General features: G+C 47.7%; 29 protein-coding genes and 1 riboswitch. Of the genes, 7 read left to right on the top strand and 22 right to left on the bottom strand.

Annotated features, from left to right (window positions below; genetic code table 11):
• Nucleotides 1–53: 53 nt before the first annotated feature.
• From acpP to POF51_RS07415, 14 genes are all read right to left on the bottom strand, one after another.
• Entirely contained in the window at nt 54–287 is a 234-nt protein-coding gene (gene acpP, locus POF51_RS07480) for an acyl carrier protein (protein WP_005834336.1), read from the bottom strand.
• 85 nt (nt 288–372) lie between these two features.
• Nucleotides 373–1113 (bottom strand): 3-oxoacyl-[acyl-carrier-protein] reductase, encoded by a 741-nt coding sequence (fabG, locus tag POF51_RS07475; protein WP_017249372.1) that lies wholly within the window; start codon nt 1111–1113, stop codon nt 373–375.
• Nucleotides 1107–2057, bottom strand: a complete 951-nt coding sequence (fabD, locus tag POF51_RS07470) for an ACP S-malonyltransferase (RefSeq protein WP_064200679.1) — start codon at nt 2055–2057, stop codon at nt 1107–1109. Before fabD ends, fabG begins: the two co-directional genes overlap by 7 nt.
• A gap of 2 nt (nt 2058–2059) precedes the next feature.
• The gene (locus POF51_RS07465; protein WP_026043147.1) at nt 2060–3076 is read right to left on the bottom strand and encodes a beta-ketoacyl-ACP synthase III; all 1017 of its coding nucleotides are present in this window, start codon (nt 3074–3076) and stop codon (nt 2060–2062) included.
• Between the two features lie 5 nt (nt 3077–3081).
• The gene (gene plsX, locus POF51_RS07460; protein WP_069849341.1) at nt 3082–4089 is read right to left on the bottom strand and encodes a phosphate acyltransferase PlsX; all 1008 of its coding nucleotides are present in this window, start codon (nt 4087–4089) and stop codon (nt 3082–3084) included.
• Between the two features lie 13 nt (nt 4090–4102).
• Nucleotides 4103–4699 (bottom strand): transcription factor FapR, encoded by a 597-nt coding sequence (gene fapR, locus POF51_RS07455; RefSeq protein ID WP_412678981.1) that lies wholly within the window; start codon nt 4697–4699, stop codon nt 4103–4105.
• A 121-nt stretch (nt 4700–4820) separates the two neighbouring features.
• Nucleotides 4821–5789 carry an ABC transporter ATP-binding protein gene (locus POF51_RS07450; protein WP_069849343.1) on the bottom strand — a complete coding sequence of 323 codons (969 nt, stop codon included), beginning with the start codon at nt 5787–5789 and terminating at the stop codon, nt 4821–4823.
• Between the two features lie 11 nt (nt 5790–5800).
• Nucleotides 5801–6589 carry an ABC transporter permease gene (locus POF51_RS07445; RefSeq protein WP_017249378.1) on the bottom strand — a complete coding sequence of 263 codons (789 nt, stop codon included), beginning with the start codon at nt 6587–6589 and terminating at the stop codon, nt 5801–5803.
• Between the two features lie 4 nt (nt 6590–6593).
• Nucleotides 6594–7373, bottom strand: coding sequence for an ABC transporter permease (locus POF51_RS07440; RefSeq protein WP_017249379.1), 780 nt, complete (start codon nt 7371–7373; stop codon nt 6594–6596).
• A 185-nt stretch (nt 7374–7558) separates the two neighbouring features.
• Nucleotides 7559–8320, bottom strand: a complete 762-nt coding sequence (locus tag POF51_RS07435; protein WP_017249380.1) for a DeoR/GlpR family DNA-binding transcription regulator — start codon at nt 8318–8320, stop codon at nt 7559–7561.
• A 151-nt stretch (nt 8321–8471) separates the two neighbouring features.
• The gene (gene rpmF, locus POF51_RS07430) at nt 8472–8642 is read right to left on the bottom strand and encodes a 50S ribosomal protein L32 (protein ID WP_005834357.1); all 171 of its coding nucleotides are present in this window, start codon (nt 8640–8642) and stop codon (nt 8472–8474) included.
• 140 nt (nt 8643–8782) lie between these two features.
• The gene (locus tag POF51_RS07425) at nt 8783–9301 is read right to left on the bottom strand and encodes a YceD family protein (RefSeq protein ID WP_069849346.1); all 519 of its coding nucleotides are present in this window, start codon (nt 9299–9301) and stop codon (nt 8783–8785) included.
• Nucleotides 9302–9385: 84 nt separating this feature from the next.
• Nucleotides 9386–10453, bottom strand: a complete 1068-nt coding sequence (locus POF51_RS07420) for a SepM family pheromone-processing serine protease (protein ID WP_017249382.1) — start codon at nt 10451–10453, stop codon at nt 9386–9388.
• Nucleotides 10450–11244 carry a patatin-like phospholipase family protein gene (locus POF51_RS07415; RefSeq protein WP_069849348.1) on the bottom strand — a complete coding sequence of 265 codons (795 nt, stop codon included), beginning with the start codon at nt 11242–11244 and terminating at the stop codon, nt 10450–10452. The genes POF51_RS07420 and POF51_RS07415 overlap by 4 nt, the downstream gene beginning before the upstream one ends.
• A gap of 147 nt (nt 11245–11391) precedes the next feature.
• Here POF51_RS07415 and ylbJ point away from each other — a divergent pair, with 147 nt between their 5' ends.
• A complete protein-coding gene (gene ylbJ, locus POF51_RS07410; RefSeq protein ID WP_271754706.1) occupies nt 11392–12624 on the top strand; it encodes a sporulation integral membrane protein YlbJ in 1233 nt (410 codons plus the stop codon).
• Between the two features lies 1 nt (nt 12625).
• Here the strand turns inward: ylbJ and coaD are convergent, their stop codons facing one another.
• Both coaD and rsmD read right to left on the bottom strand, forming a co-directional pair.
• Nucleotides 12626–13105 carry a pantetheine-phosphate adenylyltransferase gene (gene coaD / locus POF51_RS07405; RefSeq protein ID WP_007728199.1) on the bottom strand — a complete coding sequence of 160 codons (480 nt, stop codon included), beginning with the start codon at nt 13103–13105 and terminating at the stop codon, nt 12626–12628.
• A 46-nt stretch (nt 13106–13151) separates the two neighbouring features.
• Nucleotides 13152–13718, bottom strand: a complete 567-nt coding sequence (gene rsmD, locus POF51_RS07400; RefSeq protein ID WP_069849354.1) for a 16S rRNA (guanine(966)-N(2))-methyltransferase RsmD — start codon at nt 13716–13718, stop codon at nt 13152–13154.
• Nucleotides 13719–14160: 442 nt separating this feature from the next.
• Here rsmD and POF51_RS07395 point away from each other — a divergent pair, with 442 nt between their 5' ends.
• Together POF51_RS07395 and ku are read left to right on the top strand one after the other, a co-directional pair.
• Nucleotides 14161–14304 carry a hypothetical protein gene (locus tag POF51_RS07395; protein WP_016743266.1) on the top strand — a complete coding sequence of 48 codons (144 nt, stop codon included), beginning with the start codon at nt 14161–14163 and terminating at the stop codon, nt 14302–14304.
• A gap of 123 nt (nt 14305–14427) precedes the next feature.
• Nucleotides 14428–15387, top strand: a complete 960-nt coding sequence (gene ku / locus POF51_RS07390; protein WP_069849356.1) for a non-homologous end joining protein Ku — start codon at nt 14428–14430, stop codon at nt 15385–15387.
• Between the two features lie 60 nt (nt 15388–15447).
• Here the strand turns inward: ku and POF51_RS07385 are convergent, their stop codons facing one another.
• A complete protein-coding gene (locus POF51_RS07385) occupies nt 15448–16329 on the bottom strand; it encodes a cation diffusion facilitator family transporter (RefSeq protein WP_069849358.1) in 882 nt (293 codons plus the stop codon).
• Nucleotides 16330–16578: 249 nt separating this feature from the next.
• Nucleotides 16579–16691, top strand: a riboswitch (TPP riboswitch).
• A 151-nt stretch (nt 16692–16842) separates the two neighbouring features.
• Here POF51_RS07385 and thiC point away from each other — a divergent pair.
• Nucleotides 16843–18597, top strand: coding sequence for a phosphomethylpyrimidine synthase ThiC (thiC, locus tag POF51_RS07380; RefSeq protein ID WP_069849359.1), 1755 nt, complete (start codon nt 16843–16845; stop codon nt 18595–18597).
• A 15-nt stretch (nt 18598–18612) separates the two neighbouring features.
• Nucleotides 18613–18783: a hypothetical protein gene (locus POF51_RS07375; RefSeq protein ID WP_016743262.1), complete on the top strand. Its 171-nt coding sequence runs from the start codon at nt 18613–18615 to the stop codon at nt 18781–18783.
• A gap of 48 nt (nt 18784–18831) precedes the next feature.
• On the opposite strand, the gene POF51_RS07370 is transcribed toward POF51_RS07375, so the two are convergent.
• Nucleotides 18832–19161: a DUF1904 family protein gene (locus tag POF51_RS07370; protein ID WP_069849361.1), complete on the bottom strand. Its 330-nt coding sequence runs from the start codon at nt 19159–19161 to the stop codon at nt 18832–18834.
• Nucleotides 19162–19558: 397 nt separating this feature from the next.
• On the opposite strand from POF51_RS07370, the gene POF51_RS07365 reads away from it, so the two are divergent.
• The gene (locus POF51_RS07365) at nt 19559–20500 is read left to right on the top strand and encodes an ATP-dependent DNA ligase (protein ID WP_017249391.1); all 942 of its coding nucleotides are present in this window, start codon (nt 19559–19561) and stop codon (nt 20498–20500) included.
• A 21-nt stretch (nt 20501–20521) separates the two neighbouring features.
• On the opposite strand, the gene POF51_RS07360 is transcribed toward POF51_RS07365, so the two are convergent.
• The 4 genes from POF51_RS07360 to POF51_RS07345 are packed head-to-tail and all read right to left on the bottom strand — an operon-like array spanning nt 20522 to nt 24892.
• Nucleotides 20522–21880, bottom strand: coding sequence for a GerAB/ArcD/ProY family transporter (locus POF51_RS07360; RefSeq protein WP_069849371.1), 1359 nt, complete (start codon nt 21878–21880; stop codon nt 20522–20524).
• Nucleotides 21881–21892: 12 nt separating this feature from the next.
• The gene (locus tag POF51_RS07355) at nt 21893–22066 is read right to left on the bottom strand and encodes a hypothetical protein (protein ID WP_244195659.1); all 174 of its coding nucleotides are present in this window, start codon (nt 22064–22066) and stop codon (nt 21893–21895) included.
• A 55-nt stretch (nt 22067–22121) separates the two neighbouring features.
• Nucleotides 22122–23291: a Ger(x)C family spore germination protein gene (locus tag POF51_RS07350; RefSeq protein WP_069849374.1), complete on the bottom strand. Its 1170-nt coding sequence runs from the start codon at nt 23289–23291 to the stop codon at nt 22122–22124.
• Complete coding sequence (locus POF51_RS07345; RefSeq protein ID WP_069849376.1) at nt 23288–24892, bottom strand: spore germination protein; 1605 nt, start codon at nt 24890–24892, stop codon at nt 23288–23290. Before POF51_RS07345 ends, POF51_RS07350 begins: the two co-directional genes overlap by 4 nt.
• A gap of 149 nt (nt 24893–25041) precedes the next feature.
• On the opposite strand from POF51_RS07345, the gene ligD reads away from it, so the two are divergent.
• Nucleotides 25042–25944 (top strand): non-homologous end-joining DNA ligase, encoded by a 903-nt coding sequence (ligD, locus tag POF51_RS07340; protein ID WP_069849378.1) that lies wholly within the window; start codon nt 25042–25044, stop codon nt 25942–25944.
• The last annotated feature ends 17 nt before the right edge of the window (nt 25945–25961 follow it).

Here is a 25961-nt window from a genome sequence, read left to right as displayed (position 1 = left end):
GGTGGCTATTGAAGGAGAAGTCCCGTATGGTACGGGACTTCCAACAGATCCAACTACTTGTGAGATTCTATGTATTTAACAACCTCACCAACAGAAGTGATCTTTTCAGCATCTTCGTCGGAAATCTCTAAATCAAACTCATCTTCGAGTTCCATTACGAGTTCAACCACATCCAGGGAGTCAGCGCCCAGGTCTTCTTTGAAAGAAGCTTCCAAAGTAATTTTGGACTCATCTACACCCAGACGATCGACGATGATTTTCTTTACACGCTCCAAAGTATCTGCCATCTTGCTTCACCCCCTCTCCCGTATTATAGTGGATGAGCTTTCAAAAAACCAGTTTTCGTAAAAACGCTCGATTGAGGTTTTCTAATTACATGTACATTCCGCCGTCTACATGCAGGGTCTGCCCTGTCATGTAGTTGGCCGCATCGGATGCCAGGAACAGCACCACAGCTGCGATATCATCAGTCTGTCCTAAGCGGGCAAGCGGAATTTGGCTTGTGAGTCCTGCTTTGACATCCTCAGGCAATACAGCAGTCATTTCTGTATCGATAAATCCTGGTGCAACAGCATTCACCGTGATGTTACGGCTAGCCAGCTCGCGAGCAGCCGTCTTCGTCAAGCCAATAACCCCAGCTTTTGCCGCCACGTAGTTTGCTTGTCCTGCGTTCCCCAAAACACCTACCACAGAGGTGATGTTGATGATTTTGCCTGAACGCTGCTTCATCATTGGGCGGGTCGCTGCCTTTACGCAGTTGAATACACCCTTTAAATTCGTTGCAATGACATCGTCCCACTCGTCTTCTTTCATGCGCATGATCAGGTTATCGCGAGTAATACCCGCATTGTTCACGAGAATATCGATCACACCAAAATGATCCAAAGCAGCTTTGAACATGTCGTTGACATCTTCTGTAGAAGAAACGTTCGCGCGAATCATGATGGCATCGCGGCCCATTTCTTTAATAAGCGCAACAGTCTCGCTCGCTGCCGCTTCACTACCTGCGTAATTGACAACCACATTAGCACCAGCTTCTGCTAGCTTCAATGCAATCGCACGCCCAATGCCACGGGAAGCCCCTGTGACCAGTGCTGTTTTTCCTGTTAGCATAGTACCCCTCCGTTCAATAGCTCAGTAAGCGAATCCATATCCTGTACAGAGATAATCGTCGTATCCGCTGGTGCGATTTTCTTGATCAATCCGGCCAAAACTTTTCCTGGACCGATCTCTACAAAGGTTGTCACGCCTGCTTCGACCATCCATTGTACAGAGTCCTCCCACAAAACTGGGGCGGAAACTTGTTGAACTAATTGATCTACAATAATAGTAGCCTCAGACACTGGTCTAGCCGTTACGTTTGCCACAACAGGCACAGTCGCTTCTTGTACCGTAACTCCAGCCAAAACTGCTTGCAGTTTATCTGCTGCGGGCTGCATCAAGCTCGAGTGGAACGGACCGCTTACATTCAACGGAAGGACACGCTTTGCGCCCGCTTCCTTCGCTTTTTCACCGGCCAGTTTCACACCTTCAGCAGAACCAGAGATGACAATTTGCCCCGGGCAGTTCATGTTCGCTAATTGAACAGGATGTCCAGATGCTGTTACTTCTTCGCAAACCGCATGCAGTGCCGCGCGATCCATGTTCAAGACAGCGGCCATTGCACCTTGTCCCGCTGGTACTGCCTCTTCCATGAACTGCCCACGAGCTCGCACTGTTTTAACTGCATCTGCAAAGGACAAGGCCCCAGCTGCAACCAGAGCAGAATACTCACCCAAGCTGTGACCCGCTACAAACGCCGGCTTATAGTCAGGCAACTTTTCGTTCAATGCTGCCATAACAGCGATGCTGGCTGTCAAAATAGCTGGCTGTGTGTTTGCTGTCAGCTTCAATTCCTCTTCTGGTCCTGCAAAACACAGTCCCGACAAGGAAAAGCCGAGCGCTTCATCAGCCTGCTCAAATATGTGACGGGCAGCTTCCGATTGTTCGGAGAGCGCTTGCCCCATTCCTACAAATTGCGAACCTTGCCCCGGAAAAACAAAGGCTACTTTTCCCATTCCTACTTGCTCCCTTCTGCCGGAGTCGTGCACCACTTCAAGAGCGTCGCTCCCCAAGTCAAGCCGCCACCAAACCCAACCAGAATCAGGTTATCGCCTTCTTTTACGCGACCAGCCTTTACTGCTTCATCCAACGCTACTGGAATGGAGGCAGAGGACATGTTTCCATAACGATCCAGGTTGATCGCAACTTTATCCTCAGACAGACCGAAACGCTGTACAGCAGAGTCGATGATGCGTTTGTTTGCCTGATGCGGCACCAACAGGTCGATCTCATCCTTCGATACGCCCGCTTTGGACAAGACAGCCTCTGTTGCAGAATTCATGACGCGAACGGCGAATTTGAAAACTTCTCCGCCTGCCATGTAGAGATAATGCAGTCCTTGTTCGACAGACTCAGTAGATGCAGGTGTTCTGGAACCGCCTGCTGGTATGCACAAGAGAGATCCGCCTGATCCATCTGCGCCGAGCTCAAAGGACTGGAAGCCGTAGCCCTCAGTAACTTCACCGATAACAGCTGCACCTGCGCCGTCTCCGAACAACACACATGTATTTCGATCTTTGTAATTCGTAATTTTGGACAAGGTCTCAACGCCTACGACCAACACTTTTTTATACAAACCGTTTTCGATGAACTGAGTCGCTGTCGTAATTCCATACAAAAAGCCTGTGCAAGCCGCGGAAAGATCCATAGCAGCCGCACGTGTAGCACCCAGCTTTTCTTGCAGCAAGCAAGCAGTAGACGGGAACGACATGTCAGGCGTTACGGTAGCGACAATGATCATATCCAACTGTTCCGCGCTGATGTTTGCTTTTTCGAGCGCTTCTTTGGCAGCCTCGTAAGCCAAGTCGGAGGAAGCTTGCTCCGGTGAGCTAATGCGGCGTTCTCTGATGCCAGTTCGGGAAACAATCCACTCATCAGAGGTTTCCACCATTTTCTCCAGATCAAAGTTCGTCAACACCCGCTCCGGGGTATAAGACCCTGTAGACAAAATTCCTACTGAACGCTTTGCACTCATCTGCCTCACTCGCTTTCTCCCAAAGTATTTTTCTGTAATGATTGCTGGATAACCTCGTTCACGTCCTGCTGAATAAATCGCGTAGCACTAACAATCGCGTTTTTCATCGCACGTTCATTTGAGGAACCGTGGGCCTTGATCACAGGGGATTTCAATCCCAGCAAGGGAGCACCACCGTATTCCGCATAATCCATTTTCTTTTTAAAGCGAACCAATCCAGGTTTCAGAATGGCCGCTCCTAGCTTATTAATCAGGCTGGAAGTAAACTCCTGCTTCAACTGCGAAAAGATTGTGGAGGCAGCACCCTCTACGGCCTTTAACAAAACATTTCCTACAAAGCCGTCGCATACGAGCACATCACAGGCTCCTTGCATAACATCGCGCGCTTCCACATTTCCTACAAAGTTCAAGTCAGCTTCTTGAAGGAGAGGAAAAACAGCTTTCGTTAATTCGTTCCCTTTTCCTTCTTCCGTCCCGACATTCAGCAAGCCTACTGTCGGCCGCTCGAAGCCCAACACTTTTTCAGCATACAAGCTCCCCATCACCGCGTATTGTACAAGCTGATGTGGCTTGGCATCCATATTGGCTCCGACGTCTAGCGTCAGTGTTACTCGGCCTTTTGTATTCGGGATATAGGCACAAAGCGCAGGGCGCTCGATTCCATCCATGCGACCAGCGTACAGCAAGCCTGCTGTCATTAAAGCGCCCGTATTCCCAGCCGAGATCATCGCGTCGACTTTTTTCTCGCGCGCCATCTCAACAGCTACGACCAGCGAAGAATTTTTCTTACGCCGAACAGCTCGAACCGGTTCATCATCTGGCAAAATCACTTCCGCTGCAGTAACGATCTCGATGTTTGCCGGAATATCCTGCGGCAAGTGGTTCCGAATAGCCTGTTCATCTCCCACCAATACAACTGTAATGGCTGGGTTTTCCTTGATGGCAGCAAGCGCCCCTAATACGGTACTCTTCGGTGCGTGATCGCCGCCCATCGCATCCACTGCAATTCGCAACCGTGACTCCTCCTTACTCCTCATCCATGCTGTTATGGTAGCTCGACATTTCAACTACACGGAAGGTTGCGGTAAAGACCAATTCACCTTGGACCTTTGTCTCTACGCGCACCTTGCATTCGTCGCCGTCTCGGCTTCTTACCACTGCTTTGGCCACCAGCTTTTCCCCTATTCGTACAGGACGCACAAAGCGGATTCTCGCCGTAGCTGTCAACGCTACGTCTGCGTTAATTACTGCTACTGCCAATGAGTTGGCCTGAGCAAATATATAATGCCCTCTGGCAATTTGTGTTTTCGAAAAAACGTGTTCTTCTTTGATTTCCAATACGGAAATGGCCTGTGAATCGAGCTGTAGATCAACAATTTCACCGATGATTTCATCGACACCCAATGATTTTACAGGATCAAGACTTTTCTCTGCGACTGTCTTGATACGTTCACGCAGCTCAGGTATTCCTAATTCCAGACGGTCTAAACGTATGGTTTGAATACTGACATGAAATAACTCAGCCAGATCTTCGTCCGTCGCAAATGGATTATCCGCCAGATACTGCACCAAGCGGGACTGGCGATCTTTTTTTGGCAAGCGGGCGATGCCGAACACCCCCATAAGCAGGATTCAATTGTACTATGTATGATTGCGATCTGTTTTTAATACCTGGTACCAAAACACAGTATAAGGGAGAAGATGTGGAATTACAAGTATCGTTCGCGAAATTAGGTAGCCGTCCCTAACGATAAATGAGCCGAATGATCTCCTCAATCCCCGGTTCTTTCATCTGAATATCCAGCGGCTCACCCCAGCCCGCTACTTCGGCAAGGATTCGCGGGGAAGAAATTTTTCCTTTGTCGAAGTAAATCGAAAGTACATTCTCTGCTAGCTCCATCCGCTCGATTCCCTCTAGGTCGTAAAGCTTTTCGGGCGGTTGTCGAAATTCGATTCGAATGAGGCTTGGTAGCCCTATCTGACGTCGCAAATCGACCAAGCTCGTATCCATCATCTTTTTGCCATGATTGATCACGATGATCCGGTTGCAGAGTTGCTCAATATCGTCCATATCATGCGTCGTCAATAGAATCGTCTTCTTCTGGGTCTGATTCACTTCTTTCAAAAACGCTCTGATGCGAGTCTTCGCGACCACATCCAACCCAATCGTAGGCTCGTCTAAAAACAGGACAGGCGGATCATGCAGCAGTGCCGCCGCTAAATCAGCTCTCATCCTCTGACCCAATGACAGCTTACGCACTGGCGTATCCAGGAATTCATGGAGATCCAGCAGTTCCTGATACGCCTCCATCGATCGCCGATATGCCTTGTCGCTAATTTTGTACATCGCTTGCAAAATTTCGAAGGAATCTCTGACTGGCAAATCCCACCACAGCTGTGTTCGCTGCCCGAACACCACACCGATTTGTGAGGCTACTTGAATTCGTTCCCGCTGCGGACTATATCCGCCAATTCGTATTTCCCCCTGACTGGGATGAAGAATTCCTGCGAGCATTTTGATTGTCGTCGATTTTCCTGCGCCATTCGGCCCGATATATCCAACGAACTCGCCTCTGTCAATGGAAAAAGAGATATCGTGGACGGCTTTGACCTCCCTTTGTTCACGAGAAAAGAGTGTTCGTAGAGAAGCAAAGCGCCCCTCTTTCGCTTTTGTCAGGAAAAATGATTTTTCGATGTGCTTTGCTTCAATCATGTTACCCCTCCTCAGCTCCCTGTACTATGGTAGTGTCGAATCCCGACATTCCACAGCATACGAGCGAAATAAAAAGCAATCGCTGCAGCTACCGGGGTGAGTATCGGGTAAAACCATTCGCCCCCTTTGCCCAACAGCGTCAACATTGGCAAATAATTCATATATGCGATCGGAATCGCTGAGAAAAACAGCCATTTGAGCCAGTTTGGATATAGCCCGATCGGATAATTGGAAGCATTGGCTGGCGCATAAATGGTAAAGGTCAGCATGTCTTTCATCTGATGCGTCCAAAAAGCGACCCCAGCCGTAGCAAGTCCAATGGAGAAATAGATGACTCCGCCAGACAAAATGGCAATCGGCGAGAATAACACCAACCCCATGATCGATTTCCCTTCCGCCGCAAGTCCCGACAATGAGACGACCAAAACAGACATCCCTTGCACCACTCCTCCCACTCTCGACAAATCAAGATTGCGTGTCAATAGCAGAAGCAAAGGCGAAACAGGTCGGATGAGCAATTGATCGAGCTCTCCTTGCACGATGTACTTCTCAAAGTCGTTGATTTCCGGGGCAAACAGTCGATACAAGGAGACAGATGCCGAGGAAATCCCGTAAAGCATCCCAACCTCGTATATATTCCACCCGACCACATCGTGAAATCGGTACAAAATCGCAGAGAGAATAATAAAATCAAGCACCATAATCATTCCGGTCGTGGCAGCGCTCGTGACAAAATTTATCTTGTATTGCATTTGCGAGCGAATGCTGGCCGCAATCAGTTTGCGATAGAGGGCAAACATATCGTTATCCTCCTTGAATTTCTAGCTTTCTTCTTGCCATGTTCGTCACCAATAAAGCAACTGCCGTTAAAACGAGCGCCCAACCAGCTTGTACGAGCATGCCATAAGGAGGAGCAAGCTCTAGCAAGGTCATGACTGGATAATAAATCATCGCGGAAAAGGGCAAATAAGGTGCTACCTCTCCAATCATCCCAGGCATCAAATCTATCGGAATCATTTGTCCACCTAACCCAAAGATCAATGACAAAAGGATTAGGTGTACCCAGCGTATTTCTGTCGTCCAGAAGGAGGAAATGCCCGCGAGATAAAAGAGCAACATACCTACGTAAGTTCCTAGCAGTAGCGAGAGGATAAACCAGAAGTAAGTGAACGGATCGGAGGGAAAAAAGAAGCCTACCGCTAATCCTAGCAGCAAGCCGATCGGAACACTTCGGTAGCAAGCGTTGTACAAAAGTCGTCCAAACTCCTGACTGAGCATGTACCAAAGATAATGAACAGGCTTGATCATATCCAGGCTGACAGCCCCGCTTCTTACCGCTATTTGGACGTTCAGACCCGGCGACATAAAGGTTGTCATCCAGAGAACACTCTGGCAAATCGCAATGTAATACCCCATCGTTTTGACATCATATGGGCCATATACTTGTTTTCCAGAAAGGACACCCGTCCAAATGGCAATAAAAACAAGCCCAAAAATCGAGCTTGCGACATTGTTGATGACATGCGATAAACGATACTGAAGATTTCGACGATAGCTCTTGCGAATAATCCGCCAATAGACCATAGAACCCTCCTCTTGGAAAAGTCAGGATTACTAGAATAGCAGGGGCTGTATACAAATGCAAGAAAAAAAGAAAGAGCCCTTCCCATTTGAAGGACTCTCTTTCGATAAATCCATTTGCTGTCACGCTGGTCACCCATTCACGCCAGCCAAATAGAACTTATCCTCTTTTTTATGGATCAATAGCTTCATGTGGAAGCTACAATCACCTCTACATCGTTAGCGTGCAAAGCTTCAACCATTTCCTTTTCAGGCAGCTTATCCGTCACGATAATATCGATCTGATCAAAACCGGCAACGCGATATAGCATGCTTTTTCCAAACTTGGTATGGTCAGTGAGGATGATCACTTGATCGGCGCGCTTGATCATTTCTTTGATCAGAAAGCCGTGATCTTCCTGCGTAGACATGAGCCCTTCCTTTGTAAGACCGCATGCACCAACCAGTACTTTGTCGACATGAAAATCAGCAAGGTTTTGAATCACGCGAGTACCGAGGACACATTGATCCTCTGCATGTACGTCTCCGCCCAAAAGCTTGACAAGAACGCCTTCTTTTCGGGACATACTGGAGGCAGTCGCTAATGAATTCGTGATGATGACATGATCGCGAGTCTGCAAGGATTCCACTGTGAGCTGAACGGTTGTGGAAGCATCGAGCAGCAAATAATCTCCATCTTTGATCAGACGGGCCGCTGCTGCTGCAATACTGCGCTTTCCTGTCAAATCAAGCTGCATTCGTTCCTGATGGGAGTAGTTCTTTTTGTTGAGGCTGGGCAATACTGCTCCTCCCCTAGTTCGCAGGATTTGACCCTGCTCCTCCAGCTTGACGATGTCACGCCTCGCTGTGTCACGGGAAACCCCAAACTGCTCAACTACCTCTTGCACACTGATTCGCTGGTGCTCCTGCAAATACGCAAGAATTGCAGCGAGCCTCTCCTCTTGAAACACGAAGCCTCAACCCCATCCTTATCCTGCCTTCATTATAAGTGATTTAAGTGATTTACGCAAGTGATAATAAGTGTTTGTAAGTAATAATAAGCAATAGAAAGAAACAAAAAAAGCAAGGCGATTTCTCACCTTGCTTTCTTAGCAGCGAATATTACTTCGCTACTTTCACGCCTTTGTAGTGACCGCAGCTTGGGCAAACACGATGCGCAAGCTTGTATTCGCTGCAATTATCGCATTTGATCATGCCTGGAATCTCTAATTTGAAGTGCGTACGACGCATTCTTTTACGGGTTTTGGAAGTTCTCCGTTGAGGTACTGCCATCTTCCTTACACCTCCTTCAAGTGACAAATGCTAAGAAGCTCTATTGGGTGGACAGTATAGGCAAAATGCTTATGCCATCCTTCAAAAATGAGACGCTGCCACGAATGGTCGGCGAATCATCTTGAATACAGTAAGAATACTTATTTGCTGTCTTTGAAAAAGTCAGCCAACCCAGCCAATCGCGGGTCAACACGCTCATTCTTGCAGCTGCATGCCTTTTCATTACGGTTCACACCGCAAGTCGGGCACAGACCTTTGCAATCCTCCTCGCAAAGCGGGAAGGTCGGCATTGCCAGTAAGAAATCCTCTTGCAGCAGCGAGTCCAGCTCGATTTCATCGCCTTCCAGAGGAAGGATATCGCTGTCCTCGTCATCTTGCAGGATCGGATCATCCGCAAGCGCAAATGTCTCAGAGAAATCTACTGTTGCCTGATCGACAAAAGGATTCAAACATCTCGCGCAGACAAAATTCACATCTGCCTTCATGCTTCCTTTTACGTAATAGAGATTGCCCAGCTGTACGGCTTCACCACTCGCATTCACAGGAGTAATCCCGCGAACCTCATGATGGCGCTTCTTCAGCTCATCTGCATCCAGAGTTACCTGGAATGGCAACGGCTCTCCTTTTCGGTGCTCTAACTCTGCCAACTTAATGTTCATAGCATTTCACCTCATGCACAACAAAGATGATTATAGACCCTGCCCAAAGCTTTGTCAACCATTTTTGCTTGACAGCTAGTTTGCTCAGGTAGATTTCGGTTTTTGTCCATTCAAGTACGTAATCGCTTCTTCTACCGTCTTGACTGGAACCACTTTCATTGAAGTTCCAATCCGCTTGGCAGTCGCTAACGCCTCCTCGTAATTGGAGTTCGTATCTGGCGTATCCTGCGGAGCAAAGAAGATCTCTGCACCCGCTTTGTCCGCTGCGATTACCTTTTGATTAATGCCACCGATCCTGCCTACTTTTCCGTCTAACGAAATCGTGCCTGTTCCTGCAATTTTATAGCCTTTTGTCAAATCCGTCTCCGTATTTAACTGGTCATAAATCTCCAGTGTCATCATTAATCCCGCAGAAGGACCACCAATCCCTTGAGAGGCAATGGTTACTTCTTTCGGTATGATGATTTCCTGTTTGTTGTCAGGGCGCACACCAATTCCAACTGACTTGGACTCAGGTAGTGGTTCCAAGGTTAACATCGTTTTGGCCTCTTGTCCATCTCTTGTGTACGTAATTTCGACTTGATCCCCTGCTTTTTTTGCAGAGAGGGCTGTCAGCAAATCTTTTGCCTCAGACGTGCGAACCCCGTCAACATACGTAATGACATCACCAATTCGCAATGCTTTATAGGCAGGGAACCCTTCTAGAGTCCCCATCACCCACACACCCTGCTTCTCAATTTTCACTTCAAAACCGGCAAGACGGAACGCGACTGCCTCCGCAATTTTTTGTGAATTGTCCATGATCGCTTGTTCTCTACGGATAAAATCTTCGCTGTTCTCGCCCTTGCTGACAACCAGCTCCTTGGGCATCAACTCAACATCCTGCGCCATTTTTGCATACCAATACCACGGCAAATTCGCTTCGCCCATTCTGACCGTCGTAAGCATGAAGGAGCCAGTCTCGTCTTTCTTGCCGCCTTCCACTTGAATCATCGGCCCCAACTCAATCGCTGAACCCGGACGACTCACGTAATAATTCGTCGGTACAAAAAAAGAAATACCCAACAAGACAAAAACCAAGGCAAGTATCCAGCTAAAGCCTCTGGTTCCTGTAGATCTGCGTCTATTGGCATAAAGCTGTTCCTCACTCATTCCTGCGCCTCCCAATCTGCAATAAGTTCCTGAATGCGTTCGATATGGTCAGTACCCGCACGTTCACCTAACTCGATAATTTCTTCGACACCCGTGTACGCGATACTGCTATAGTGTCCAACATCCGGCCTGATTACGATGTCTGCCGCAATGATTCGATGTCGCAGAATTTCCCTTTCCATCACATCAATCGTCTGGGCAATTACATCAAAAATACTTTTGACCTCCATCCGGGTATCGAATTGGGCGACATCTACCGCAATCACGATATCGGCACCCATTTCACGCAGCACCGTTACGGGCACACGATCAATAACTCCTCCGTCAACTAAAAGCCGCCCCCCTACCTTTTCAGGTACGAAGATGCCTGGAATGGATATGCTTGCCCTCACTGCTTGATCAATTGGACCTTCACGAAATACAACTCGTTCTCCTGATTCAATATCCGTCGCCACAATGGCAAGCGGCTTGTTCAGCTCTTCCAAGCGCTTTCCGTGCGTTAGCAGGCGAATCAATTGCTTGATCTTCTCCCCTGTAACAAAGCCCATGCTGGGTACTGTCAAATCGAGCCAATGCTTGCGTTTTAAATTAAGGGCAAGCTTTCCCATCATGTGCGGTTCAATTCCGTTGGCATAGACAGCCCCAATCAGACTGCCCATACTGGAGCCAGCCAGCATGTCAATCTGGATGCCATGTGCTTCTAACGCATTCAATACACCAATATGTGCAAAACCGCGAGCGCCCCCAGAACCTAGGGCTACACCCACGATAGGTTTACGCTTTGTCTGCATGGAAAAACCCCTCCCTGTAACCAGCCTATGTGGTAAATCGCTGTACCTTTCACACTTGGGAGATATTCGTCGACCAAGCTTACGCATAGTTCTCCCGCCAGCCACGTAGACATGTACTACTACTTTTCTTCGATTCAGGAGGAATCCATGTCACGCCACTCACCCGTACTTACTTTGTTGCTCGCCCTCTCGACAGTTTTCATTGTTATTTCGTTGATTGCTTACTCGCAGATTTCTTTTGAAGCTGCCGTACGCGGTCTGAAAATATGGTGGGAGGTAGTTTTCCCCTCTACGCTACCCTTTATTGTGCTGTCTGAGGTGTTGATGGGTCTGGGCGTCGTTCATTTCGTCGGTGTGTTACTGGAGCCATTAATGCGCCCACTGTTTAACGTTCCGGGCACTGGCGGGTTCGTACTGGCTATGGGCTTCTCATCCGGATATCCGGTAGCCGCAAAGCTGACAACTCGCCTGCGTCTGCAAGGTAATGTGACGAAGGCTGAGGGTGAACGTCTCGTCTCTTTTACAACGACGGGAGATCCCTTATTCGTCATGGGAGCAGTGGCAATCGGCTTTTTCCACAGTGAGCAAATGGGTATCATTTTAGCTCTGACTCATTATTTGTCAGCTGTACTCATGGGCGTGATTTATCGTTTTCATGCGCCTTTTGCCATTACGTCAGCCCCATTAGAGAAAAATTCACTACCGCTTCCTTTACGCGCCCTACAAGCGATGCATCGGGCACGTATCCGTGATGGGCGTCCGTTCGGAAAATTAATGGGAGAAGCGGTGCAATCCGCCCTGAATACCTTGCTCATGATCGGTGGCTTCATCATTGTTTTTTCGGTCTTAATTCAACTATTCTCCACGATTCATCTGACACAGATCATCAGTACGCTTCTCTCAATCATTCTCGGTCCCTTTGGTTTTCCACCAGCCTTTTCCCAAGCAATCGTGGCTGGTTTGTTCGAAGTAACCCTCGGCGCACAGGCTGCGAGCATTGTGCCTGATGAAGTTTCCTTGGTCTGGAAAGCAGCGATTGCCAGTGCTGTATTGTCCTGGGGCGGTTTGAGTGTTCACGCGCAGGTCGCGAGTATCTTGAGTGAAACGGATATTCGCGTCGCCCCTTACTTGATTGCCAGAGCGCTGCACGCTTTGCTAGCTGCGATTTTGACCTTTGTCTTTTGGGGACCTCTTGCCACAGTCAGTTCCTGGTTCATGGAGAAAGCCGTCCCTGTATTTGTACATGTGAAATCCGAGATTCCGGCGACGAGCTGGTGGGAGACCCTGCTACTATCAGGGGGAATCGCCATCGGCGTCGGTGCCATTCTGGTGTGTACCAGCCTGACTCTTTCGCGCATGAACCGCAGCAAGACGCGATAATCTACTCGGCCATTTTTCGCTTCAGTGCCTCTTCTACGACTGGCGGCACCAAATCGGCGACACTCGCCTTGTATTTCGCAACTTCTTTCACAATACTTGAGCTCAAGTACGAATATTGATTGTTCGTCATCATGAAAAACGTTTCAATATTTTCATCGAGCTTTTTATTAATCGAGGCGACTTGCATCTCATATTCAAAATCAGAAACAGCACGAAGGCCACGAATGATCACCTGTGCGCCCTTTTTGTTCATATAGTCAATTAACAAACCGTCAAAAGAGTCCACTTCTACATTTTTCATGTCAGCCGTTGCTTGACGAAGCAAATCGACGCGCTCTTCTACGCTGAACAATGAGTTTTTCTTCGAATTGATTAAGACGGCAACAATGACCTTATCAAAAACGTTGGCACCCCGCGCAATAATGTCGAGATGCCCATAAGTAACAGGGTCGAAGCTTCCTGAACATACGGCGATTGCCATAGCGGGTTATCCTCCCTTAGTGCTCTTTTGCACCTTGATTTGAAAGTTAGGCTTGTGGCTCCAAATCGTAATAATACACGGTAACGGCCGTATCCCCATACTTAGCCGCTCGGTCCTTCACACAATGACCAATCGCATCTGGAAAGGAGTCTGCGATATCATGCTCAGTCACGATCCACGCTCCGTCCGCCAACATTCCCAGCTCCTGCAACATCTCAATTTCTTCGACAATTTTCTGCTGGGCGTATGGCGGATCTAAAAAGACGAGATCAAATTTTTGATTGCGCGTACTCAGTGTGCGAATGGCGCGGTCCGCATCCATCCGATATAGTTCTGCATAATCGTCCAGCCTGCAAGTGCTGACGTTTTGTTTTACTACAGCAAATGCTTTTTGATCTCGCTCCACAAAAACAGCTCGATCTGCTCCCCTACTCAATGCCTCGATTCCGAGACCACCTGTTCCTGCGTATAGGTCCAATGCCCATCCGCCATCGAAATACGGACCAATCATATTAAAAATCGATTCTTTGACTTTATCGGTTGTCGGTCTCGTTCCTTTCCCCGGAACTGCTGCCAACCGTCTTCCTCTGTGTTCTCCAGCGATGACTCGCATACTCATTTCACCTGTCTGCTTTCCTATGTATGTTGTATGACGCGATTTTCTAAGACTGAGAATGATATCATACTATCACAACTGCATACACCCGTAAAATTAGCAACTGGAAAAATTTATGTACAAGAAAGGTATACAACCCCATTCGATTGGAAAAGATGTTGAATAGCGACGCAACGGTGTCGCTGACAACCGCGGAGAAGACTTACGTTTCCCCATAAGCTCTTCCTCCGGTTTCTCCTCTCCCATAATTGAAAGGCTGTTCACTTTGGCGCACGACGTGTCTGATAGGAGCATTTCGTGCCATCGCTCCCTTCATCGGGAGGAGTTGAACGGCTGCCCCTCGTCATTTGGCGATGGGGTATTTTTTTGTGTGCAGCGCATACTACATGTACCTGTAACACCCCCTACATGTAGATTGCCTGAAAGGAGTGAGTCGTTCATGGCAGAAAAACGACCGTCTGCACAAAAGTTGAAGGCGTCCAAAGCCCAATCCATTGCGGACCGTACTGGCAAAGATGTCGAGCTGGCGCGAGACATGCAATCGCGTGCAGATCAATCGGACATCGTCAAACATGGGCAGTAGCTATACAAGAAGTCAGCCGTATCAAATCGGCTGGCTTTTTACTTTTCCACCTTCAATTCCCTCGGCACTTCTTCTATGCGGTTACAGATACTATTCAAAAATAGCTGTGAAGGAGGTATCCGCATGCATACGGTGTGGAAGGGCTCGATCAGCTTCGGCCTTGTCAATATACCTGTCCGCATGTTTACTGCAACCGAAGAGCGCGATATTCGCTTTCGCCAACTGCATAAAGAGTGTAATACCCCGATCAAGTACACGAAAATGTGCCCGCACTGCCAGCGCGAGGTCGATACGAGCGAAATCGTCCGTGGCTTCGAATATGAAAAAGGACATTTTGTCATGATTGACGATGAGGATCTGGAAGCCATTACGCCAGAAACACGCAGAGCCATTGAAATACTCGACTTCGTAGACTTGTCGGAGATCGATCCCGTTTATTTTCATAAAAGCTATTTCCTTTCCCCACAAGACACTGGTGAAAAAGCATACGCCCTGCTGCGCTCCGCCATGGAACAGACAGGCAAGATCGGCGTTGCACAGGTGACGATGCGCAATCGGCAAAGCCTGGCCGTTATCCGACTGTATGAGCATTGCATCATGCTGGAGACGATCTTCTATCCGGATGAAGTACGTCCCGTCAGTCAAGTGCCTGCCTTGCCAGAAGCCACTGTTCCATTGGCCGAAAACGAACTAAAGATGGCAACTGAGCTCATTAGCAATATGACGATCCCTTTTGATCCGGCAAAATATACGGATGAATATCGATCTGACCTACAAAAACTGATTGAGAAAAAACTGGAGGGTCAGGAGATCGCTACTGCACCTACCGTTGCAAGAACCAATGTAATTGATCTCATGCAGGCCCTAAAAGAAAGCTTGGAGTCTACAGCTGGTCAAGCCGCAGTACCCATCAAAATCGAGCCTGAACTGACTCCGTCAAAGCCTGCGCGAAAACGCACCACTGCTGCCTCCTCGTCCGAAAAAGAGCAAGCATCGAAAAAGGAGACCGCAACCGGTCAAAAAAAGAAAACGACTACTTCTACAACCAAAACACTGCGCAAAAAGAAGGCAACCCCTGTTTAATCTGCACATAAAAAAACCTGCCCACTCTGGACAGGTTTTTTTGTATTCACATATAGACATCTAGCTTGGCGCCATCTTCCTGCATGGTTCAATATGGATATGAACAGCGTTAATGCGGTGAATCTTGCGCATCTGTTCTTCAATTTTCTCGGTGATGGTGTGGCTCTCCACCACATTCAGACCTGGATCTACATGGATGACAACATCAACCAGCACGCTGCTTCCGTGGTAGCGGGCTTTGATGTCACTGATATCCTTAACTCCCGAAATCGAGGAAATGGTAGCCCGCAGGTCCGCAAGCTCGCTCTCGTCAAAGCCATCTGTCAAACGGTGAGTTGCTTCCCTGAAAATGTCCCAAGCAGTTTTCAAGATGATGAGACCAACAACAAAAGCAGCTAAAGGATCGAGCCAGTGCAATTGAAATTGTGCGCCAGCTACCCCGATAAACGTCCCGATACTGACGAATGCGTCTGAACGGTTGTCAGCTGCCGCTGCATTTAGTGCTTGGCTGTTTGTTTTGATGGCGAGCTTTTTATTGTAGCGATAAACGCCAAGCATTATGACTGCAGTCGCAAGTGCTGTCCACCCTGCCAACAGGTCAGGAGCCGTATGATGTGGGTCCAACAAGGATGGTACGGCATTCGTAACGACTTGAACTCCGACAAATAGCATAATAAATGATGCGACAAGTGCTGAAATCGTCTCCGCCCGAAAATGACCATACGGGTGATCTTTATCAGGTGGTTTCCTTGCAATTCGCAGCCCGATCAAAACAGCAATCGATGCGACGACATCCGTTGAGTTGTTAAGACCGTCGGCCATTAAAGCTTCTGACGCAGTGACATACGCAACTCCTATTTTTAATACAGAGCAAAATATGTAGGCGAAAATACTCACCCACGCTCCACGTTCTCCTTGTTTTAGATCCGAATAGACATCCATACCTCATCACCTCAAAATACTTCTCCAGCCTGCTTCGACAACGCGGAAAATCAAAGCGCTGGAAGCAATTGCTTTTTTTCGAACTTCATCGTAACAGATAGGATTCATGTGGGTCTACAGAAACAGTTTTAGTCCGATTCATGAGAATAGGGGGGAGGAAAATGTGTTGCACACCCGCAATTTTTTCGCTGGAAAATTTCCCTTGAAATTAAATGGACTTCCCGTTATCCTATTCTTGCAATCCAAAATACAAAAAAGCACGGGAGCTTGGAAATCACCAGGCTGAGAGGATGGTACTGTGCCATCGACCGTTGAACCTGAACTGGGTAATGCCAGCGGAGGAATGTCATATACGACACGAAAAGATGCGTGTATCTTTTTAGGATACCCGTTTCTTCTCTACTCTCGCGTTGGCGTCGCATATTGTTTATGCGGCGCTTTTTCGCGGGCAGTTTCTTTCGCCTCCCTAAACGGTTCTCGCTTTCGTGCAACCAAATCAAGGAGGTTTTTTTTATGTCATTGGTGTCCTCTTTTCCAGGAAGTCGCAAAGTATACGAAACAGGTAGTCGTGCGGACATCCGCGTCCCGATGCGCGAGATTTCCCTTCATCCTACCGAAGGATTGTCTGGCTCCACACCCAATCCCCCTCTTCGCGTGTACGATACGAGTGGCGAGTACACCGCAACGGGTTACATTCCTGACATTCAAGTAGGACTGCCCTCCATCCGCCACGAGTGGATCGATGAGCGACATGATGCGGAAACGTATGTCGGTCGCGAACCACAACTAGTCGACGACGGCATCCGAAACGAAGAAAAGGCAGCCACCCTCCCCACTTTCCCTCGAGAGGGCTACAAACCAAAACGGGCAAAGTCAGGAAAAAATGTTACCCAGCTTCATTATGCCCGAAAAAATATCATCACACCGGAAATGGAATACGTTGCCATTCGCGAGGGAGTCTCCCCTGAATTTGTACGGGCAGAAATCGCCGCTGGACGTGCGATCCTCCCTTCTAACCTCAATCATCCTGAAAGCGAGCCGATGATCATTGGCCGTAACTTTCATGTCAAAATCAATGCCAACATCGGAACGTCAGCTGTCAGCTCTTCGATGGAAGAAGAAGTCGAAAAAATGATTTGGTCGGTCCGTTGGGGTGCCGACACCATCATGGACCTCTCGACGGGAAAACATATACACACCACGCGGGAGTGGATTATCCGCAATAGTCCTGTTCCAGTCGGTACTGTCCCGATATATCAAGCACTTGAAAAAGTAAATGGGAAAGCCGAGGATTTGACATGGGAGGTTTACCGAGACACCTTGATTGAGCAAGCAGAACAAGGCGTCGATTACTTCACGATTCATGCTGGTGTTCTATTGCGCTACATTCCTATGACAGCTAACCGTGTTACTGGTATCGTCTCTCGCGGTGGATCGATTTTAGCCGCATGGTGCCTGGCCCATCATGAGGAAAACTTTTTGTATACGCATTTTGCTGAAATTTGCGAAATTCTGAAGGCCTATGACATTTGTGTATCGCTCGGAGATGGACTACGTCCTGGCTCCATCGCGGATGCGAATGACGAGGCGCAGTTCGCGGAGCTTGAAACATTGGGAGAACTCACAAAAATTGCGTGGGAACACGACGTACAAGTCATGATTGAAGGTCCTGGTCACGTCCCCATGCATCTCATTCGCGAAAATATGGATAAACAGTTATCCATTTGCCATGAGGCTCCTTTTTACACGCTTGGGCCACTCACGACCGACATCGCTCCCGGCTATGATCACATTACTTCAGCGATTGGCGCCGCCATGATTGGATGGTTCGGAACAGCGATGCTCTGCTACGTAACACCCAAGGAGCACCTTGGCCTACCCAATAAAGAGGATGTACGCAATGGTTTAATCGCATACAAAATCGCAGCGCATGCCGCTGATCTCGCAAAAGGACATCCGCGGGCGAAACTGCGAGACGACGCCTTATCCAAAGCTCGCTTTGATTTTCGCTGGAACGATCAATTCAATTTGTCTCTGGACCCAGAGCGCGCCCGCGAATATCACGATGAAACGTTACCAGCAGAAGCCGCCAAATCCGCCCATTTTTGTTCCATGTGCGGACCTAAATTTTGCAGCATGAAAATATCGCACGACATTCGTCACATCGCCAATGAACAAGGCGCTACCCAAGATCCCGCCATTCTTTCCGGGATGCAGGAAAAATCGCGTGAGTTCCGCGAACAGGGAAGCCGCTTGTACCAGTCGTAATGAAGGGGGATGCCTATGGAGGAAGCCAGTCGTTTACGCGAAAAGATCATTCGACTAGAGGCTGAGCTAGAGCAATCTAAACAGCAATTGAGGCTGATTCAACAGGACTGCAGCCACGTCTATATCGAGACTCCACTTACGCGAACATGCTCCAAGTGCCTGCAAACCGAAAGCCTCTATTATTAATAGAAAAAGGTCGAAATCCCTTTGAAGGATCTCGACCTTTTTTCTTGCTTATTTCGTCATTCCAACTTGCAACGGAAGTCCTTCTTTATAATAGAGAGTGGGCGATAGCAGAATGAAGAAAATATGGATATGCAGAAAGCCTTGCTTCTTCAAAATGCCGTGTATGGCACTAGCAATCGCGTCATGTTGCTTTTGTTCACGGGGAAACATCATGATCTCTACAGACAAAGGACTGTTCGTCAATTGCTCTACAGAAAGCAGCTCCAATTTCACCTTTTCCTGAGCTACCTCAGCAATTTTAGAAAACTCTTCTATAAGAATCTGAGAAATGGGCTCTATGTCTTGCTTCGCAAAGCCTTTAAACCGAAGAAACGGCAAGTCAATTCCTTCTTTCGTAAATGAGTTCGCACAGTCATTATAAACAAGTCTCTAATTGTATATCAATGAAAAAAGGATTAAAGAAAGTGAACAACAAACATTCCCAACCCGAGTTAGACACAAAAAGGGCCATATCAGAGAACAGCTCCCTTCCCATGAGGTGTGGTGGACGTACCACGGAAGGAGGAAGCAGTTCAACCAGATACAGCCCAATCCGCTAACCCATCAGTTACTTAATACAAGTAGTATAGCTTGAATTCAATACTTAATCAATAAAAAAGTTTCGTAAAATTCTCACAAGAATGCATCCGCCATCACCACTCGTATAGATCATGCCCATCCGTGAAACTGTATTAGAAAACTGGGCAAGTCCCAACTAAACATAGAGGTGGCAGCCATGGAACTAACTCCGCTTTTTCCTTTTGAGCCTACCAGCACGGAAGCTATACCTATCGGACCACAATGGATAGGCCAAGTGAAATGGGATGGCGTTCGCATTCTTACCTACTACGATGGACACGAGGTCAAACTGTTCAACCGAAAATTAAATGAACGGACTTTCCATTATCCAGAAGTGACCGATATTCGCTCGTATTGTCGTGCCGATTCTGTGATTTTGGATGGCGAAATAATCGCTCTCGGCCCAGACGGAAAGCCTTCCTTTTACGAGGTCATGAGGAGAGACGGGCTCCGCCGTTTAGAGAAAGTCTCCCAGATACAAAAGCTTGTCCCTGTCACATACATGGTCTTCGATGTACTGTACTGGAATCATGAATGGGTAACTTCCTCCCCCCTATCAGAGCGACAACAAATACTGGGCAAAATCATCACTCCTACTCCTCATGTGCAGCTAGTTGAAAATTTTGCTGATGGGGACGCTCTTTACCGTGTCATTGAAGCGCAAGGCATGGAAGGAATCATTCTGAAGGATACGTCCAGCAGCTACTTGATCAATGGGAAAGATCAACGCTGGAGAAAGAAAAAGTACTACCGAGATCTCATTGCTGTCGTAGGCGGCGTTACGCTTCGGAATCATATTGTCAATTCGTTGCTTCTGGGCCTATTCGATCAACACGGTTCTCTTTGGTACATCGGTCATGCAGGTACTGGAAAATTGACGCAAACGGACTGGCGTGCTTTAACGGAGAGAATACAGCCCCTTGTCCAACAGAAGATGACTTTTGTTAACAAGCCACCACGCGCAGCCAATACCTTATGGATACAGCCGGAAATCACCGTCAAAATCAAATTTGCGGAGTGGAAGGAAGGGCATTCCTTGCGACAGCCAAGTATACAAGGCGTCGTGGATGTCCCGCCTCACCAGTGTGTTTTGGAGTAAGGAACCACTTGGCTTTCGATCTCATTGTCGAAACGATCCAGCCTGTTTTGCCCTCCCCAGCTTTTGCTTGCCATGATTAAGAGCCTGCATTTCCCCATAGCTCGTCAACAGGGCTATCAGTAAGAGGGCAATGTACACAATGGCTGTCGTGACCCCTCCTACCGCTGATTTATCCTTTAAAAAGTCCCCAATCAAAATCACGATCACACAGCCACTCAAACAGACTGTCGTGATCCACACCATCGACCGGTAAAATTGATAAAGCTTCGTTCCCTCGGGAATGAGGCTTTGCACTCTTCCTTTGTTCTTTCCCCTTACGTGAATGAGCAAAAAGATCGCCAACGGCAATTGAAAGACGAGCACGATCAACGGCAAGCTATAACTAATAAATTGATCGATATGCGCTACATTTGGAAACGCAAATATGGACGATACAACAATAAACCATCCACACGGAGCATTGAATGTATTGTAATGCCGCTGTCCCCCAAATGATCCCACCCCCACTAAAAATGCCAAGTAAGCGACAATGACTTTGATTGTGAAAGCGGGGAACCACACGCTAAAGAGGATCATTTCGACCCTGTCCAAGAAATCTGTGATGTGGATTTGCTGGACGAGAATATAGATGGGGAAATTCAGTCGACCAGCGATAGTGAAGCCCATCACCCCCAGCAAGACGAGCAACATAATCGTCGTTCCAAAGCCAACAATGATGACCCCGTGCTTCATCGCAGCATAAAATAGTCGCGGCTCTACAATGGCATGTAAGAATGCCCCCATGAGAAAAATATCACCATATACACCCACTGGTAAAAAGTTGCTGACCACGATCCTATTCAAGCTACTGGTCAAGATTGGTTCCAATCGCTCTACGTTGTATTCATTAACCAGCAGGAAATAGAGCGAAATGCACATGATGAAATAAAGGGGAAAATAAAACTCATTTACCCGTGCCGCCACCTCAAGACTCGTTTTGCCATAGTACATCATCAGTAAGACGAAGACGAGTAAGATGACCTCCAATGGCGTGGTTGGCAATAACAAGATATGTAAAAAATCAGCAGCCCCTTTAATATCGATCGCCAGGATGATCCAAATGTAAAACAAAATGAGTAGATTGATAGCTCCACCAATCCACTTCCCGCCAATGATAAACAAGATTTCAAAGATATTTTTCCCGGGGTATGCTTCAACCAGCCCACTCAAAACGTAGGAGATAAAAAGCGCATAAAAGATGGGTAAAATTTGAGAGAACCAAGCATCCATCCTTGCTACCTGAACGACAGACCGCAAGAAACTGATCATCATTCCTGTCATCAAGACACTGCCGACCAGCCAGGCAATTTGTCGATGATTGACAACTTGCTTGTGAATCATACTTGGGCCTCCTTATACGAACTGATCCACCCACCGCTTCACATGAGGAGATAGAAAGTTCATCAAATTACTCGTGGGTAACACTTGATAATACTGGAATTGCAAAGCAAACAGACAAAAAATGGTTAAAACGTAGAAAATAGCAATGACTCGCTGCTGTCTCCCGTCCATTCCTTTTCGCTTCATGATAAATTCTCCAAACGAAAGTAACAACATAGAGATAAAAAAGATCAAAAATATTCTATTCATAATCATCTTCACCCTGGGTAATATTTTTCGTTGTCTGCCCGAAATTGGCCATGTTCACTTTGGATCGGATTTCATATGTGATTTTCGGAAGCTCCTCATTCCACCTGTTCCGATATCGGTCTCGCCACTCTCGCGGATAATTCCTTGACAATGCGATTCCTAACCCGATGAAGTCTGATTGTTTCTGTTGGATCGTTTGCATCATATGTTTCACACCGCTATTGATTTGCTCGACGAGCTTCGCTTGCAGCATTCTAATATTTTTCTCTTCCTCGAGATCGAGGTTTGACTGATTCTCCACCACAACGGCAGAAGCGTAGAGGTCAATTTTGAAATGGATGTGGCCTTTCTTGATCACGGGCTTGATATTCGCCCTTCCTTTTGAAAGACTAATCGTAAGCCGTTCGTGCTTGTTAAGAGACACCACAACAGAAAACGGTGTAAAATCGCGTTGGAACAATCGCAAGCCGAGCAGTTCTTTGGGCTTCGCGATGGCTACGAGCTTGTCCTGTCGAAATAAGCCTACCCCCGTCGCCTCTATTTCTTTTGACTTTCCTTTCGGATGGGAATCCACTGCTGCCAGAACGGGTAAAATGGCATCAACCCCTGGTGTACCGAGCATTTGGGCAACATCCTTCAGCGATACTGTAATGCCCCCCATCTTGACCAACTCACGCATCGCTTCTCCTGAGAAACGTTCAAATTGCGGCTGTGCGGTTAGTAATTCGATTCCTTTGCCTTTTGTCATCACAATGTAAGCTGTCAGTCTGTTTTCCGGAAAGCGTGCCACAATATCCAGCACATCCGACATTCCGTCCTTCGCCAGTTCTTCGCCTATGACGATCATCCGGTGATGGGAGTAGTAAATTTCTCGAGACATTCTTGCTTGGATCAATCCATTCGCATCCCGAATTGTCCTGCCTACTGCGGAATCAACGTAATAACTCTTATCACCACTCGTCCCACCACCACCTCCGGACTGTGCGCCTAGGCTGCTGACCAGTGGGACCTGAATGGATAACCGATACCTTCCGTCTGGTTCCTTATCCATCGCCATTGCAATGACGATGGCCATATCATTTACTTCACGGCGATCCCAACATCCCGATACTAGGAACATACAGAGCGACACTACTACCAATATGCGGGTCACAGTCTTCACGATTGCCCCTCCTCGCTCTGATGACGATTGCCTGTAACCCCTGATTGCCCTCCTCTTTGCTGGATAGAATTCGCATAACCATCGTTCATACGCCTAGCATTTTGAACGCCCAAAAAGCTCGGGCGTTTTTCCATCATCGACCATGGTGCCCTCATCAATACGTCTTTGAGGTCGCCGATCGACAGTGGAGCTAGCGGCGATAAATACGGGACACCAAAAGAACGCAGGTTAGCCATATGACCGAGGATTAGCAACAAGGATACCAGCATCCCATAGATGCCGAGAATCGAAGCCGCAATCATGATCGGAAAGCGCAGCATTCGCAGTGAAATCGATGCATTAAAATGCGGGATGGTAAATGAAGCAATCCCTGTAAGCGATACGACGATAACCATGGGGGCAGAAACAATCCCTGCCTGCACAGCTGCCTGACCGACGACCAGCGCTCCTAAAATACTGACAGCTTGCCCGACTGTTTTCGGGAGACGAATCCCCGCTTCTCGCAAGGCTTCAAAAGAAATTTCCATGATAAAAGCCTCCACAATAGCAGGAAAAGGAATGGACTCGCGCGCAGCCGCAATACTTAAAAGGAGCGTGGTTGGCAGCATCTGTTGGTGATAAGTCGTAATGGCCACATATAAGGCAGGGGTAATGAGCGAAATGATGAGGAACACATAACGCAACAGTCGAACAAACGTAGCCATTTGAAATCGCTCGTAATAATCCTCACTCGCCTGCATCATCATCCAAAACGTAACAGGCGCTATCAAAACCATCGGTGTCCCATCCACAAATATCGCGACACGTCCCTCCAGCAATGCCGCAGCAACCGTGTCTGGGCGCTCTGAATACATAACCTGAGGGAAAGGCGAGTACGTGTTATCCTGGATCATCTCTTCGATATATCCACTTTCCAGCACCGCATCCATATTGATCTTGCTGATTCGACCAGTGACCTCCTGTACGATCTCTGGATCAGCAATCCCATCAAGAAAGGCAACCACCAGATTGGTGTTCGTCTCACGTCCAACTACCAAGGACTTCATTTTCAATCGGGGTGTTCGCAATTTGCGCCGCAGCATCGACGTGTTCGTGCGAATATTTTCGATAAAGCCTTCACGTGGCCCCCGTACGACAGCTTCTCCTTCTGGTTCGTTAACGGAGCGTTTTTCTGCTCCACGAATGCCAAGCGTGAGCGCTTCTGTGTTGCCCTCAACAAGAATGCCTGTATCACCTGAAAGCACAGCTTGTAGCAGCTTTTTATAATCGTCTACTCTTCCCATCTGGGAAACGGGCAAAAGTGACTCTTCTATCACTTTTATATCTTGATCGCCGTCTTCAAGCACCATTAACGATTTCAGCGCAGAATTGACCTCTTTGGTATCAATCAGCCCATCTACGAAGACAGCAATCGCACGGACACTGTTTTTTTGACGGAATTCTCGTATGACAAAATCGGAGCAATCAGAGAACATTTTTTTCAACAGATCTATGTTCTCTCCCAATTGAGGCGAAATCGGTATACCCTCCAACTCAATCAAGCTGCAGGCATTCATTGTCTCAATCAGTTCTTTCATTTTATCTTTCTTCTTGAATTTCATTTCATCACCAACCCAACCACTGGAAAGCTACCCGTATTATGGTTGATTGGCAGGAAATATATGCAAAGAGGAATTCCTTTTACATAGAGAAACTCGGATGGGAGATAGTAGGAACACCTATCCCTTTTAAAAAGAAGGTGAAAACATCATTGCGTCCTGCAACAAAAGAGTACGAGCTGACGATCGACACTCACACATTGTCCATTACAAATCCTGACAAGCCTCTATGGCCACTAGCCAAGGTAACCAAGCTAGATTACTTGCGCTATTTGCTGATTGTCTCAGCCCCACTCCTACGGTATAGCAAGGATCGGCTCTTAACCGTCATTCGCTACCCTCACGGAGTTGGCGACAAGCACTTCTATCAAAAAAACGCCCCTGACTATGCGCCTGACTGGATCCAAACGCACACGTGGGAAAATGTTCGTTACGTACTGTGCAATGACCGGGCGACACTCGTGTGGATGGCAAATCAAGCAGCATTGGAGTGGCACGTCTCCTTTCACCTCGCCACGGATGAGACTCCGACAGAGCTCGTATTTGACCTCGATCCTTCAACAGATGATTTTGCCGTTGTGATAGAGTCTGCCCTCTTGTTGAAACAGCTTCTCGATGAATTACAGCTGCCTTCCTGGGTCAAAACATCTGGTTCCAGCGGCTTGCAAGTATACGTTCCGATTGAACTCCGCTATACGTTTGAACAGACGCGCCAGGTCGGACATTTTATTGCATCCTATCTAGTCAGCAAGCATCCATCACTATTAACCATCGAGCGCTTGGTGAAGAATCGGGGAGATAAGCTGTACATTGACTATTTGCAACATTGGCGAGGAAAAACATTGCCAGCCCCTTATTCAACTCGTGCAAAAGAACAGGCAACCGTATCAACACCACTCCTGTGGGAGGAGGTTCCCCATTCTCATCCCACAGACTTCACCGTTTATACGGTACCCAAACGGCTGGAAACATTCGGAGATTTATTCTCATCCGTATCTACTCCGACGAAACGAGCCTCCCTTGATGCCATCCTCGGCTTTTTGCAGTCCCAGTAAGCCATTAGTTGGAATCC

It is taken from the genome of Brevibacillus sp. AG (assembly GCF_028369215.1).
Lineage (GTDB): Bacteria > Bacillota > Bacilli > Brevibacillales > Brevibacillaceae > Brevibacillus > Brevibacillus porteri.
The sequence above is the reverse complement of the archived record's forward strand: the minus strand, read 5'-3'. Positions and strand labels throughout refer to the sequence as shown.

Coding starts and splice junctions, on each gene's coding strand:
- acpP (WP_005834336.1), bottom strand. CDS start 287: ATGGCAGATACTTTGGAGCGTGTAAAGAAAATCATCGTCGATCGTCTG.
- fabG (WP_017249372.1), bottom strand. CDS start 1,113: ATGCTAACAGGAAAAACAGCACTGGTCACAGGGGCTTCCCGTGGCATT.
- fabD (WP_064200679.1), bottom strand. CDS start 2,057: ATGGGAAAAGTAGCCTTTGTTTTTCCGGGGCAAGGTTCGCAATTTGTA.
- POF51_RS07465 (WP_026043147.1), bottom strand. CDS start 3,076: ATGAGTGCAAAGCGTTCAGTAGGAATTTTGTCTACAGGGTCTTATACC.
- fapR (WP_412678981.1), bottom strand. CDS start 4,699: ATGGGGGTGTTCGGCATCGCCCGCTTGCCAAAAAAAGATCGCCAGTCC.
- POF51_RS07450 (WP_069849343.1), bottom strand. CDS start 5,789: ATGATTGAAGCAAAGCACATCGAAAAATCATTTTTCCTGACAAAAGCG.
- POF51_RS07445 (WP_017249378.1), bottom strand. CDS start 6,589: ATGTTTGCCCTCTATCGCAAACTGATTGCGGCCAGCATTCGCTCGCAA.
- POF51_RS07440 (WP_017249379.1), bottom strand. CDS start 7,373: ATGGTCTATTGGCGGATTATTCGCAAGAGCTATCGTCGAAATCTTCAG.
- rpmF (WP_005834357.1), bottom strand. CDS start 8,642: ATGGCAGTACCTCAACGGAGAACTTCCAAAACCCGTAAAAGAATGCGT.
- POF51_RS07425 (WP_069849346.1), bottom strand. CDS start 9,301: ATGAACATTAAGTTGGCAGAGTTAGAGCACCGAAAAGGAGAGCCGTTG.
- POF51_RS07420 (WP_017249382.1), bottom strand. CDS start 10,453: ATGAGTGAGGAACAGCTTTATGCCAATAGACGCAGATCTACAGGAACC.
- POF51_RS07415 (WP_069849348.1), bottom strand. CDS start 11,244: ATGCAGACAAAGCGTAAACCTATCGTGGGTGTAGCCCTAGGTTCTGGG.
- ylbJ (WP_271754706.1), top strand. CDS start 11,392: ATGTCACGCCACTCACCCGTACTTACTTTGTTGCTCGCCCTCTCGACA.
- coaD (WP_007728199.1), bottom strand. CDS start 13,105: ATGGCAATCGCCGTATGTTCAGGAAGCTTCGACCCTGTTACTTATGGG.
- rsmD (WP_069849354.1), bottom strand. CDS start 13,718: ATGCGAGTCATCGCTGGAGAACACAGAGGAAGACGGTTGGCAGCAGTT.
- POF51_RS07395 (WP_016743266.1), top strand. CDS start 14,161: ATGGCAGAAAAACGACCGTCTGCACAAAAGTTGAAGGCGTCCAAAGCC.
- ku (WP_069849356.1), top strand. CDS start 14,428: ATGCATACGGTGTGGAAGGGCTCGATCAGCTTCGGCCTTGTCAATATA.
- POF51_RS07385 (WP_069849358.1), bottom strand. CDS start 16,329: ATGGATGTCTATTCGGATCTAAAACAAGGAGAACGTGGAGCGTGGGTG.
- thiC (WP_069849359.1), top strand. CDS start 16,843: ATGTCATTGGTGTCCTCTTTTCCAGGAAGTCGCAAAGTATACGAAACA.
- POF51_RS07375 (WP_016743262.1), top strand. CDS start 18,613: ATGGAGGAAGCCAGTCGTTTACGCGAAAAGATCATTCGACTAGAGGCT.
- POF51_RS07365 (WP_017249391.1), top strand. CDS start 19,559: ATGGAACTAACTCCGCTTTTTCCTTTTGAGCCTACCAGCACGGAAGCT.
- POF51_RS07360 (WP_069849371.1), bottom strand. CDS start 21,880: ATGATTCACAAGCAAGTTGTCAATCATCGACAAATTGCCTGGCTGGTC.
- POF51_RS07355 (WP_244195659.1), bottom strand. CDS start 22,066: ATGAAGCGAAAAGGAATGGACGGGAGACAGCAGCGAGTCATTGCTATT.
- POF51_RS07345 (WP_069849376.1), bottom strand. CDS start 24,892: ATGAAATTCAAGAAGAAAGATAAAATGAAAGAACTGATTGAGACAATG.